The following is a 12,775-nucleotide window of genomic DNA, read 5'->3' as shown; positions in this document are numbered from 1 at the left end:
TAATTGAGGAGTTTAAGTAATGAAAAAATATGAAAATATATTTAGTCCTATTGTGGTTAAAAATTTAAAAATAAAAAATAGAGTAATTATGCTTCCTATGGGAACTAACTTTGCTGGACCAAACGGTGAGATATTAGAAGAGCATATAAAATATTATGAGCAAAGAGCAAAAGGTGGAACTGGTGCAATTATAGTTGAAAATGCATGTGTAAGTTTCCCAATTGGATCTAACGGAACAACTCAATTGAGAATAAATGAGGATAGATTTATACCAGGATTATATAATCTTACTTCTAGATTACATAAACATGGAGCAAAAGCGATACTTCAAATAAATCATGCAGGAGCTTCAGCTGCACCTGGAAGAATAGGTTGCCAACCTGTATCATCTTCAGATGTTCCATCAAAAACTGGTGGAGCTATTCCAAGAGCAATGACAAAAGATGAGATTGAAGAAACTGCACAGATGTATGCTCTAGCAGCTAAAAGAGCACAAGTTGCAGGATTTGATGCTGTTGAAATACATGCAGGGCATTCATATTTAATCAGTCAGTTTTTATCTCCAGTTTACAATAAAAGAACTGATGAGTTTGGTGGAAGTTTTGAAAATAGAGCTAGATTCTGTAAGATGATAATCGAAAAAATTAGAAAAGAGGTTGGAGAATTTTATCCAATATTTTTAAGAATAAGTGCTGATGAACTTTTAGAAGGTGGAAATACACTTGAAGATAGTTTACAAATTCTTGAGTATTTAGATTTTGGAGTTGATGTATATAATGTATCAGCAGCTTTAAATGATTCTATTCAATATCAAATAGATGCGATTCATTTAAAATCAGGTTGGAGAGTATATATGGCTGAGGCTGTAAAAAAGAGATTTAAAAAACCAGTTGTTACTATGGGGAATATAAGAGATCCAAAAGATGCTGAAGAGATTTTATTATCTGGAAAAGCTGATTTTATTGGAATAGGACGTGGGCTTATCGCTGAGCCAAATTGGTGTGAAAAAAGTTCTTCTGGAAGAGAAAATGAGATTAGAAAATGTATATCTTGTAATATTGGATGTGCTGGACACAGAATAGGACTAAATAGACCAATCGAATGTACAGTAAATCCTGATTTGATTTTAGAAGATGAATATAAAAAAGAGAAGATTGATAAAAATATAAATGTTGTAGTTGTTGGAGGGGGAACAGCAGGATTAGAAGCTGCTTGTAGTTTAGCTGAGGTAGGATGTACAACTTTCCTTTTAGAAAAAGAGAAAGAGTTAGGGGGATTAGCTAAAGATATTTCGAAATTCCCAGCAAAGCAAAAGATTAGTTTCTTCCCTGAGTATTTAGAGAAAAGAGCTGAGAACTTAAAGAACCTGATTACACTTACAGGAGTTACAGCAACAACAGAGATAATTAAAAACTTTAAGCCAGATTTAGTTATAAATGCAACTGGATCAAAACCACTACTACCTCCAATAAAAGGACTGAGAGAACTTATTGATAAAGAAAACTCAAATGTTTATTCAATATTTGGAACTATGAAAAATATAGATAACTTTGACTTTGAAGGAAAAGAGGTTGTTGTTATTGGTGGTGGAGCTGTAGGATTAGATGTAGTTGAATTTGCAACTGAAAAAGGAGCTAATGTTACTATTGTTGAGAGAATGCAAGAGATAGGAAAAGATTTAGATTTTATAACTAGAATCGATATGCTTGGTTTATTAAATAAGAAAGATGTAAAAAAATATACTGAAACATCTTTAACAGAAGTTAAAACAGATAGATTTATAGTTGAAACTTCAAACAAAGAGATAAAAGAGTTGAAGTTTGATTACGGGTTTGTATGTTTAGGTATGCAAAGTAATATGGAGATACTAGAGGAATTAGAGAAAAACTTTGAAGCAAAAGGAGTAAAAGTTTTAAATATTGGTGATAGTGTAAGACCAAGAAAGATTCTTGAAGGTGTATCTGAAGGAAGAGATTTAGTAGATTTTATAAAAAATATATAATTTAAAATTTTAAAGTGGAGTCATTTGAAGCTCCACTTTTTTTGTTTTCTATAAATGCTTTGAAGATTACGAAAAAATAAAGAATAAAAAAAGAAAATTCGAAAATAGAGCGTAATAAAAATCATGAAATAAATTAATTAGGGAGTGATGAATATGATGTTATCAATTGGATTTTTCATGGCAGTATTTATAATTTACCTGATTGTAAATAAACTAGAAGAGATAGGAGGATGGTAACATGGAGGAGCTTAAAGTTTTAGTTCTCAACAACGTAACACTTAATATTATTGCATCGATTATTATTTTATTGGTAGGCTTAGCTATAGCATCAGTTGTAGTTAGCAAATTGGAACACATTTTTATAAAGACAAAGCTATTTTCAAATCTAGAACATGAAATAACAGGAAAAGAGGGTGGCAGTAGCACTTACGCAATAAAAACACTACTTAAATTTATCTATTATATATTTGTAATATTTATAATTGGAATAATAATGGAGAAATTAGGTTTTAGTAGATTGGTTAATCCAATATTAAATCTATTAGATCCTATATTCTCATACATACCAAATGTTTTAGGTGGTGTTGTTCTTTTAATAATTGCGATTATTTTAGCTAAATTAGCTCAGAAGTTTTCAGAGATTTTCTTTAGAAAACTGAATGTAGATGAGAAGATAAACTCAAAGGAAAGTAAAGTATCAGTTTCAAAAATATTTAGTGAGATTATATCTTTACTAGTGTTTATACTAATTTTACCTGGAGTTTTAGCGGCTTTAAAGTTAGATAGAATTCTTATTCCAATAACAGATATGTTAACGAAGTTTTTAAACTATATTCCAAGCTTAATAGCTGCAGTTTTAGTTTTAATAGTAGGATGGTTTATAGCTTCAAAATTAAGAGACATTTTAAGAGGAGTTTTAGATTCATTGAATTTAGATGAGAAGCTAAGTATCGATGGTAAGGTTTTATTTGAAGGTAAACTTTCAACAATTTTATCTAATATAGTTTACATACTGATTTTAATACCAGTGTTCTCAGCTTCACTTAATTATTTAGGTTTAGAACTAATAATATCACCTGTTATAAGTATGTTACATATTTTATTTAACTATGTTCCTAACTTAGTGGGAGTTGCTTTAGTTATTGTAATCGCTCTTTACTTTGGAAAGATAATAGAAAGTATAATTACTAACTTATTAATAGGTTTAAAATTTGATTTATATTTAGAAAAAGCTGGATTAAAAACAGATGAAAATAACTATTCAAAGTTAGTTGGAAAAATATCTAAGATATTGATACTGTACTTTGCAATTATTCAATCGATTGAGATTTTAAACTTTGGAGCACTTCAAGATTTAAGTTTAAAATTAACTTTACTTTTAGGAGATATCTTCTTAGGAGTTGTGATTGTTGCGATTGGAATTGTAGTTGCAAACTATGTTTCTAAAATAGTAAAAAATACATCATTAGACAATAAAGAGCAGATAGCTTTAGTTGCTAAAGTAGCAATAATAGTATTTGTTGGTGCTATGGGACTTGGACAGATGGGAATTGCAAATGAAATTATAAACTTAGCATTTGGATTTACAGTTGGTGCTATAGCTATAGCGTTTGCAGTAGCATTTGGAATAGGTGGAAAAGATTTAGCAAAAGAGAAACTTCAAAAGTTGAATTGTTGTAAAAAAGATGAAGAAGAAGAAAGAGAAGATTAGTTAATAAATCCTCCTAATGAAAGAGTTACTCTTATGTTAGGAGGATTTTTCTTAAATAGACTCAAATAAATTTGAATAGAGGAGTATCTTATGAAAGTTAGCAAAAAAATAGTTCTACCGCTCCTTTTTCTTCTAGGTGGAGCAGTAGTGTCGTATATCGTATTAAAACCTAAAAAAGTAGAAGCTATAAAAATAAAAAAAGAAAATTATACAGAGAAAATCCTTGTCTCTGGGGTAGTTAGTGGAATTGAAAATTCAATCATTTCAAGTTCGTTAAATGGAACAATAGACAAAATATTTTTTAAAGAGGGCGATTTTGTAAAAAAAGGTGATTTAATTGCAAAGTTTTTAACAGCAGATATCGAGGCATCAATTAAACAAAAAGAAGCAGAGCTTATATCCGCAAAAGCTGAATTAGAAAATACAGAAACAATAGTAGTCTCTAATCTCTCTCTCCTATTAAAAAACTCCAAAATAGAGTATGAAAACGCTAAAAGTGAGTTTGAGAAATATTCAAAACTTTATGAAAATAAATATGTCAATGTAATAGAACTAAATTCAAAGCGTAATACTTTAATTGAAAAAGAGATTAAAGCTCAAAATGCTATGAACGACTTATTCTCATCTAAAAGTGGTCCTAATAAAAAAATAGTATTAGCAAACTTAAAGAATAAAGAGGAGAATTTAAAATATGAAAAAGAGCAGGAAAAAAAATATTATATTTTCGCTCCTTACGATTCATATATAAGAGAGCGATATGTCGATATCGGAGAAACTGTCGCACCATACTCAGAACTTTTCTTAATCTCTTCACTAGAATCTAAAATAATAGAGATAGAGCTAGATGAAAAGTACTCTGAAAAAGTAAAAGTTGGAGATAAAATTATAATCTATTCTTTTGGGAACGAAAAAACGACAGGAGTTGGAAATATATATTTTGTTGGAAAAAGTGTAAATGAGAAAAAAGGAGTTCTTCAGCTTAAAGGAAATTTTGAAAACTCTTCTGAAAAATTTATATATGGGAGCAGTGTGAACGTAGAGATTAGTGGTCAAAAATTAGAAAGTAGTTATCTAGTTCCAAAAGATTATATAGTTTCGAAAAATGAGAAAAAATCTGTATGGAGAGAGAGGAAAGGAAAAGCTGAAGAGGTTGAAGTTGAAACATTTGATGTTTTAGATGGAGTAGTCTTAAAAGAAAATAGTAGTCTTTCAGAAGATGAGATGATTTTTTTAAAACCAGATAAAAATATAGAATCTGGTGAGAGGATAAACTATGAGATACGAAATTAAAATTGCTTATAAATTTTTAATGAGATCTAAAGGGCAAACTCTTTTTTTACTGACAGCTATAGCCACAGGGGTTGCTGTACAAGTTTTTATTTCATTGTTGATTGTATCTCTTCAAAATAATATCATAGATACAGTTCTTGGAAATATAGCTCATATAGTTGTAGAAGATGGAGACAATCGAAGCTCTCTTAAAAAAAGTAGTGATACCTATAACTATGGAAATTTCTCAATCGAAAGAGATAGGATAGGTAATTATGAAAATGTGATAAATAGTTTGAAAAAAAATAAAAATATAAAAAACATAGTTCCAACTTTAGAGAGTAATGCACTTTATGAAAGAGGTGGGAAATCTATCGCACTGCAAATACGTGGTGTTGATTTAGAAGTAGGGGATTCGATTTTTAAAGTAAAAAATAAAGTTTATTCTGGTAAAAATACAATTGAGTCCAATAAAATTTTGATTGGAAAAAGAGTAGCAGAAGACTATAATCTCTCTCCTAATGATATTTTAAATATCACTCTTCCAAATGGAGAGAAAGAACGCTTCATAGTGAATGGAATATTTGATTTAGAAAACTCAATATCAAATAATGGATTGGTGTATATGGATATGCAGAAAGCTCAAAGGGTTTTTCAAAAAAAAGGATATGTAAATAAGATAAATATCCAACTTAACAATATTTTTTTAGGGGATAAAGTCGCACATGATTTAGAGAATAATTTTTCAGATTTAAAAGCAACCTCTTGGATGAAAGATGGGAAACAACTACTAAATGCTTTGAGATCTCAAACAATCTCAACAACAGTTATAAGAACCGTCATTTTACTCTCGACAACTTTGAGTATAGCGAGTGTTTTGTACATAACCGTTGTTCAAAAAACAAAAGAGATTGGAATATTAAAAGCTATTGGGGCAACAGATTTTTCTATAGGATTTATATTTTTATTTCAAGGAGCTTTTGTTGGGTTTTTAGGAGCTGTTTTAGGTTGTATATTTGGAAGTATTCTAATAAATATCTTCCAACTCACAGCAAAACCTAGCTTCAAAATAGAGATTGAGTTTTTACAACTTTTAAAAGTTATAATTTTCTCCACTGTATCGGGAGTTATTGCCGCATATATCCCAGGTAGAAAATCTATGAAATTAAATCCAATAGAGGTGATTAAAGGTGAGTGAAATTCTAAAATTAGTAGGAGTTTTCAAATCTTACGATGGTAAAAACAATGTTTTGAAAAATATAGATTTAAATATAGAGAAAGGTGAGTTTATAGGAATAATTGGTCAAAGTGGAAGTGGAAAAAGTACTCTTTTAAATATAATAGGTGCTTTAGATATTCCATCTAAAGGAGACATCTATTTTAACGGTGAAAATATATCTCACTATAACTCTGAAAAGAGAGCTCAATTTAGAAACAAAAATATAGGATTTATATTTCAATTTCACTTTTTACTTCCTCAATTTAATGTTATTGAAAATATACTTATTCCAAATTGGATAGATAGTGGCAATAATTCGCATGATAAAAAGGAGGATGCTTTAGATATTTTAAGAGATATGAAATTAGAAGATATTGTAGATAGAGATTCACAAAATATATCAGGAGGACAGCAACAAAGAGTTGCAATAGCAAGAGCTCTGATAAATAAACCTGCAATAGTTTTAGCTGATGAACCCACAGGAAATTTAGATTCTAAAACTAGTTCTCAAATTTATAATCTTTTAAGAGATATAAATAAAAAATATAAAACTACATTTTTAATTGTAACTCATAATCCTGAAATTGCAGCACTTTGTGATCGAGTTGTAGAGATTAGCGATGGTGTTATAAAATAGAAAAAACTCGAAGATTAAAACCTTCGAGTTTTTTCTATTTTGAAATCTGTTTAACCTCTTTATCAATTAAATCAGCAACAATTCTAGCTGATGCGTAAATTGTAGGAAGTCCACTTCCAGGATGTGTTCCCCCTCCTACAAGAAATAGATTTTCATACCCTTCCAATTTATTACGTGGTCTAAGCCATAGCATCTGCCCCAAATCATGAGAGAGGTTAAAAACAGCTCCGTTATAAACATCATAGTCTTCTTCCCAATCTAAAGGAGTTATAATCTTCATTTCCTCTATATGATTACGAATTCCTCTAAACTCTCCAATTTTTTCAACTTTATCTAATAGCAATTGAACAAACTCATCTTTTTCAAGTTGCCAATTAATATTTGATTTATTGTTAGCTACAGGAACTAAAATATAAATTGATGATTTATCCTTTGGTGCTAAAGTTTCATCTGTTACAGAAGCATTTTGTATATAAAAAGAAAAGTCGCCTCCGATATCTTTATACTCACTTATTTTCCCAACATTTGTCTTATAATCTTTAGCAAAAATAATGCTGTGATGTGGAATATTACGATATATCTTATTTACACCTAAATACAGCATAAATGTTGAACAAGAATATCTTTTCTTCTGTAGTTCTTTATCTGAATACTTATCTCTAAGCTTTTCTGGTATAAGATTTTTCATAGCTGATGCAAAATCTGCATTTAATATTATGTGGTCAGCCATATAGCTCTCTCCATTTTGAAGTTCCACTCCAATAGCTTTCTTTCCTTCGAATAAAACCCTTTTAACACCTGAATCTAAATAGATTTGACCTTTTCTCTTTTCTATAAGTTCTCTTAAAACTTTTGATAATCTATTTAGTCCACCCTCTACATGATAAACCCCATACTTATGCTCTAAATATGAAATTATGGAAAACGTTCCTGGAGCAACCCACGGAGACATCCCTAAGTATTTAGCTTGGAATGTAAAAGATAGTTTGAGCTCCTCTTCTTTAAAATATCCACCTAATACATCATGTAAAGATTTAAAAGCATCTAAATATGGAATTGCTTTTAAGAAATTAGATTTTAAGTAATCTGTAGGAGAGAGATATGGAACCATTAAACATGGTTCTAATTTAGCAAACTTTCTTTCCTCTCTTTCAATATACCTATCATAATCTTTAGAACTATACGGAAATATCTTTTCCATCTCACCGTACATTAAAAGCTTTTTATTGTGAGAGTATGGATTGAAATCATCTAAACCATAAAATTTTAATCTATACATTGGATTTATCTCAATTAAATTAACATGATCCTCTAGTCTCTCTCCTGCTTCAGTAAAAATATCTTGTAACATCTGAGGCATTAGAAAAAAAGTAGGGCCTAAATCAAAAGTATATTCTCCTAATTTAAGAGAGGAATTTCTTCCACCTACATATGGTTTCTTTTCAAAAACTTTAACAGAGTACCCCTTGCTTGAAAGAAGTAATCCAGCGGCTAATCCACCTGGACCAGCTCCGACAATTATAATATCGACCTTTTTCATTTCTAGCACCGTTATCATAAACCTATAAAACTCTATAAAATTTTATAAGTTCAATTCCTTGTTCATAGAATTCTATTTCAATAAATCACTTTATCTACTTTAGTGTATATAACTCTCAGAAGGCTTAAATTCCCGCATAACGAACGGTACATATTATAGTTTTCTTCTTTAGGAAACTCTATAATTGCTTAAATTTATACTTGCATTTAAATCTCTATCCATAATATGACCACATTCGCATTTGAAAACTCTGTCAGAAAGTTTTAAATCTTTCTTAATAGTTCCACACTTTGAACAAGTTTTACTACTCGGATAAAATCTAGGTACTTGTATAAACTCTATTCCATTAAATTCAGCCTTATATTTCATATAAGTTATAAACTTATAGAAATTTTGTTCAGCTATTGCCTTTGAGAGATGCTTATTTTTCATCATACCTTTCACATTTAAATCTTCCATTACAATTCGAGATGGCTTGGTTTTCACTATCTCATTAGTAATTTGATGAAGATTATTGTTTCTAATATTAGAAATTCTTCTATGAACGAGCCTTATTTTTTTCTCTAGTTTCACGATATTTTGGCTCTTATGATAACGGTTTGTCACCTCCCTAGATTTTTCATATTTTCGTGAAACCTGTTTTTGAAGTCTTTTTAACTTCTTTTTCAATTTTTTAATAGTTTTTTTTTTATTTATATTTTTATATACTTTACCAGTAGAACAAGTTGCTAAATCCTTAACACCTAAATCTATCCCTAAAGAAACTTCACTTAATTCTAAAGTGTTGTTTTCTCTTTCTATTCCTACAGAAATATACCAATATTTTCCATCAAAACTAATTCTAGGATTTGTGTATTTAACATATATTGGAACTTGTTCAGCGGTTTTAATCCAGCCAACTTTTTCAATTAAAACTAGATTTTCTTTTGCTTTAAGTTTATCAGTATCATTATAGAAATTAGGTTTAGATTTTTTTCTGCTTTTAAATTTAGGAAATCCTGTTTGCTTTTTAAAAAAACTTTTATAACTATTACAAGCATCTTTTACTGCTTGTTTAGCTACATTGTTTGAAACATTATTTAACCAATTTAGCTCAGTTTTTTTTAGTACTGTTATCTCTTTTCTTAACTCATTATCGCTTAAAAACTTTCCACCCTTCTCATAATTTTCTTTCTGTCTTGCTAAAGTCCAGTTATATATGAATCTTGCTGTTCCTACAGATTGCCAAAGAAGTATCTCCTGATTTTTATTAGGTTTTAATCTAATCTTCTTGGCTAGGATCATCTTCAATCAACTCCTTAATCATTTTCTTAGCAAATTCTTCTATTGAAATAAATTCCATTTAATCACCTCTATAAAATTAGACTATATTTTTATATAAATTTACAGATTTATTTCAACAGTTATTTGCCTCCTTTATACACTTAAAAATATATACCAGGCATTATATTATCTACAATTTTATACGCTATATTTCTAACTTTCTTTTTTAAAAAACTTTTTTATGGTATAATTTTTATGTACTTAAACAGTTAATCATTACTAGTAGGAGGCTTAAAAGCAATGTTTGTTGAAGAGAGAAAACAAAGAATTTTAAATATATTGAAGCAAAAAGAGAAGGTAAGCGTAAATGAATTGAGTAGTTTATTTTCTGTAAGTAAAGTTATAATCCGTAAAGATTTATGTAACATGGAAGAGGAGGACCTTTTAACTAGAACTCACGGTGGGGCGATATTCAAAAGAAAGCTTATAGATAAAATAGTTTTAAAGGATATAGCAAAAGAGGAGTTAGCTGAGAAAACAGAACTCGCAGAAAAAGTTGTCAGTGTAATAAAAGAAAATGATGTGATTTTTTTAGATGACTCAACAATTACAATCTTAGTTGCTGCACTTTTACAAAAGAAAAAAATGAAACTCACAGTTATAACTAATATGTTAGGAATTCAAAAGATACTATCTGAAAATAAAAGTATAGAAGTTATATCTTTAGGTGGAATCTACGATTCAAGAACAGATTCTTTTATAGGTGAAATGGCTAGACAAAACTTAGAAAGATTTAATCCGAATAAAGTTTTTATAGGAACGTGTGGAATAAATGTCGATAGGATGCAACTAAGTGCTTCTACAATTGATGAGGGTAAATTTAAAAATACCGCATTAAAAATAGGAAAGGAAACATATATACTCGCTCAGAATAAAAAGTTCTTCCAAGATTACCTTTATAATTTCTCAGAGATAAAAAATGGGATGACAATTATAACAGATAAAAATATTTCGCATGATATCGAAACTAAGCTTCTTGATAGTGATGTTAAAATAATGAAGTAATCAAAAAAACGAAAGTAAAATTTCGTTTTTTTTGTTACCTTTTTAAAAATATGAACACATTTTCAGAAGAATCATCTTCTGAGAATTTATACCCCAATCTATCAAACTCTTTAATTTGAGAGATATTGTCAGCTTTAATCTGTATCAAGTAATTTAGCATAGCTCCTCTAGCTTTCTTAGCTTCTGTACTTATATTCTTAATTTTTTCATCAACTACTTGTCTAAACTCAATATCAATTACATTGAAAAGCTTTCTATTTAAAATTTTAGAAAACTCTTTTGAAGCTATATTTACAAAAATTTCATCTTTATACGGAAGAAGAAAGTTTTCAATACTTTCATTCCAAAAAGTATATGGAGAGATATCTAAAATCTTATTTGTCATATCTAATCTATAAGGCCTTATGAGATTAGAGCCAAAATTAATTCCATATAGAGCTGAAAATATTAAAACACTACTTTTAATATAATCAAACTCTAAATCTGAAAAACTTTCTAAATCAAGTTGTTTAAAACTAACTCCATCATAAAGAGATATAGCCTCCCTCTCCTCTTGCTCATAATAAAACTTATATTGATTATATGTATCCTCTAAAAGAGTATCTTTTACTTTCAATAATTTAGCTAACTCCTCTTTTGATAATGTTTTTAAAGTCTCTACCAAATTTTCTGTTTTTATTTTTAAATCACCATTTTGTGATGAACTTTGAAACTCTTTTAAATTTTTAAAGTTCTTATATTTCATTCCTTTACTAGGAGAAAAAAATAGTTTCATAAATCCCACCTCTACTTATATATTTTATTTAGAATATAATTATATCATTTTTTTTAAAATATAGTTATTAAATGACATTAAAAGTTATTTTTATGAAAAATTAACTGTATATTTATAAAGATTCAGTGTATAATTATAGAATAAAATATGTGATTAAATGGAGGTTACCGTGGATCAAAGAATTGAAATACTAGCAAAGAATTTAGTTACTTACTCTTGTAGAGTACAAAAAGGTGAAAAAGTTTTAATAGAAACAGTTGGAGAAGACACGAAAGACTTAGTGAAAGCTCTTGTGAAAGAGGTTTACGCAGTTGGAGGACATCCTTTCGTAACGATTAAAGACCAAAGTGTAACAAGAGAATTACTAAAAGGTATGGACCAAACACAAGCTGAATTAATGGCTAAATATGAATTAGAAAGAATGAAAGACATGGATGCTTATATTGCTATAAGAGCAGCAGAAAATGCATCTGAGTTATCAGATATAGAATCGGGTAGAATGAAAGTTTATACAGATTACTTTATGAAGCCAGTTCATTTAGGAGAGAGAGTTAACAACACTAAGTGGGTTGTTTTAAGATACCCAAATAACTCTATGGCTCAATTAGCAAACACATCATTAGAATCATTTGAGAATTTCTATTTCAACGTTTGTAATTTAGATTATTCAAAAATGAGTAAAGCTATGGATTCATTAACTGCTTTATTAGACAGAACAGATAAAGTTAGAATCACAGGACCAGGAACAGATATATCGTTCTCTATAAAAGATATTCCATCTGTTAAGTGTTGTGGACTTAGAAATATTCCAGATGGAGAGGTTTATTCAGCTCCTGTAATAGATTCAGTAAATGGAGTTATAACTTACAACACTCCATCAGTTTACCAAGGAACAACTTTTGAAAATGTTTGTTTCAAGTTTGAGAATGGAAAAATCGTTGAAGCGACAGCTAACAATACAGAAAGATTAAATGAGATTTTAGATACAGATAATGGTGCTAGATATATTGGAGAGTTTGCATTAGGAGTGAACCCATACATCTTAAAACCTATGAAAGATACACTATTCGATGAAAAAATAGCTGGAAGTATTCATTTCACACCAGGACAAGCTTATAAACTTGCAGACAATGGAAATAAATCAGCAGTTCATTGGGATTTAGTTCTAATTCAAAGACCAGACTTCGGTGGTGGAGAGATTTGGTTTGATGACGTTTTAATTAGAAAAGACGGAGTTTTCGTTATCGAAGAGTTAGAAGTATTAAATCCAGAAAATTTAAAGTAGTAGGAGGAT

Annotated in this window: 10 protein-coding genes; 7 read left to right on the top strand and 3 right to left on the bottom strand. The window is 29.2% G+C overall.

What is annotated here, in order from left to right; genetic code table 11:
* The first annotated feature begins 19 nt into the window (after window positions 1–19).
* The 5 genes from Q0O83_RS01735 to Q0O83_RS01715 all read left to right on the top strand — a co-directional run bounded on the left by Q0O83_RS01735 (window position 20) and on the right by Q0O83_RS01715 (window position 6,838).
* On the top strand, window positions 20–2,002 hold the full coding sequence (locus Q0O83_RS01735) for an FAD-dependent oxidoreductase (RefSeq protein ID WP_294093559.1): 1,983 nt from the start codon (window positions 20–22) through the stop codon (window positions 2,000–2,002).
* Window positions 2,003–2,240: 238 nt separating this feature from the next.
* On the top strand, window positions 2,241–3,713 hold the full coding sequence (locus Q0O83_RS01730; RefSeq protein WP_294093557.1) for a mechanosensitive ion channel: 1,473 nt from the start codon (window positions 2,241–2,243) through the stop codon (window positions 3,711–3,713).
* 90 nt (window positions 3,714–3,803) lie between these two features.
* Window positions 3,804–5,003, top strand: a complete 1,200-nt coding sequence (locus Q0O83_RS01725) for an efflux RND transporter periplasmic adaptor subunit (RefSeq protein ID WP_294093555.1) — start codon at window positions 3,804–3,806, stop codon at window positions 5,001–5,003.
* Window positions 4,987–6,180, top strand: a complete 1,194-nt coding sequence (locus Q0O83_RS01720) for an FtsX-like permease family protein (RefSeq protein WP_294093553.1) — start codon at window positions 4,987–4,989, stop codon at window positions 6,178–6,180. The genes Q0O83_RS01725 and Q0O83_RS01720 overlap by 17 nt, the downstream gene beginning before the upstream one ends.
* A complete protein-coding gene (locus tag Q0O83_RS01715) occupies window positions 6,173–6,838 on the top strand; it encodes an ABC transporter ATP-binding protein (RefSeq protein ID WP_294093551.1) in 666 nt (221 codons plus the stop codon). The genes Q0O83_RS01720 and Q0O83_RS01715 overlap by 8 nt, the downstream gene beginning before the upstream one ends.
* Before the next feature lie 34 nt (window positions 6,839–6,872).
* Here Q0O83_RS01715 and crtI read toward each other — a convergent pair whose 3' ends face one another.
* Window positions 6,873–8,378: a phytoene desaturase family protein gene (gene crtI / locus Q0O83_RS01710; RefSeq protein ID WP_294093549.1), complete on the bottom strand. Its 1,506-nt coding sequence runs from the start codon at window positions 8,376–8,378 to the stop codon at window positions 6,873–6,875.
* A 168-nt stretch (window positions 8,379–8,546) separates the two neighbouring features.
* Window positions 8,547–9,662, bottom strand: a complete 1,116-nt coding sequence (locus Q0O83_RS01705; RefSeq protein WP_294093547.1) for a transposase — start codon at window positions 9,660–9,662, stop codon at window positions 8,547–8,549.
* Window positions 9,663–9,941: 279 nt separating this feature from the next.
* Here Q0O83_RS01705 and Q0O83_RS01700 point away from each other — a divergent pair, with 279 nt between their 5' ends.
* Window positions 9,942–10,706, top strand: coding sequence for a DeoR/GlpR family DNA-binding transcription regulator (locus tag Q0O83_RS01700; RefSeq protein WP_294093545.1), 765 nt, complete (start codon window positions 9,942–9,944; stop codon window positions 10,704–10,706).
* A gap of 34 nt (window positions 10,707–10,740) precedes the next feature.
* Here Q0O83_RS01700 and Q0O83_RS01695 read toward each other — a convergent pair whose 3' ends face one another.
* Entirely contained in the window at window positions 10,741–11,481 is a 741-nt protein-coding gene (locus tag Q0O83_RS01695) for a YaaA family protein (RefSeq protein WP_294093543.1), read from the bottom strand.
* A gap of 169 nt (window positions 11,482–11,650) precedes the next feature.
* Between Q0O83_RS01695 and Q0O83_RS01690 the strand changes: the two genes are divergently transcribed.
* Window positions 11,651–12,766 carry an aminopeptidase gene (locus Q0O83_RS01690; protein ID WP_294093541.1) on the top strand — a complete coding sequence of 372 codons (1,116 nt, stop codon included), beginning with the start codon at window positions 11,651–11,653 and terminating at the stop codon, window positions 12,764–12,766.
* The last annotated feature ends 9 nt before the right edge of the window (window positions 12,767–12,775 follow it).

Origin of the sequence: uncultured Cetobacterium sp. (genome assembly GCF_945952365.1) — a bacterium.
Taxonomy (GTDB): domain Bacteria; phylum Fusobacteriota; class Fusobacteriia; order Fusobacteriales; family Fusobacteriaceae; genus Cetobacterium_A.
This window is presented reverse-complemented; position numbering and strand designations above follow the sequence as displayed.

Excerpts from the sequence above, each read along its gene's own strand:
- Q0O83_RS01735 (WP_294093559.1), top strand. The coding sequence starts at position 20 with ATGAAAAAATATGAAAATATATTTAGTCCTATTGTGGTTAAAAATTTA.
- Q0O83_RS01730 (WP_294093557.1), top strand. The coding sequence starts at position 2,241 with ATGGAGGAGCTTAAAGTTTTAGTTCTCAACAACGTAACACTTAATATT.
- Q0O83_RS01725 (WP_294093555.1), top strand. The coding sequence starts at position 3,804 with ATGAAAGTTAGCAAAAAAATAGTTCTACCGCTCCTTTTTCTTCTAGGT.
- Q0O83_RS01720 (WP_294093553.1), top strand. The coding sequence starts at position 4,987 with ATGAGATACGAAATTAAAATTGCTTATAAATTTTTAATGAGATCTAAA.
- crtI (WP_294093549.1), bottom strand. The coding sequence starts at position 8,378 with ATGAAAAAGGTCGATATTATAATTGTCGGAGCTGGTCCAGGTGGATTA.
- Q0O83_RS01705 (WP_294093547.1), bottom strand. The coding sequence starts at position 9,662 with ATGATCCTAGCCAAGAAGATTAGATTAAAACCTAATAAAAATCAGGAG.
- Q0O83_RS01700 (WP_294093545.1), top strand. The coding sequence starts at position 9,942 with ATGTTTGTTGAAGAGAGAAAACAAAGAATTTTAAATATATTGAAGCAA.
- Q0O83_RS01695 (WP_294093543.1), bottom strand. The coding sequence starts at position 11,481 with ATGAAACTATTTTTTTCTCCTAGTAAAGGAATGAAATATAAGAACTTT.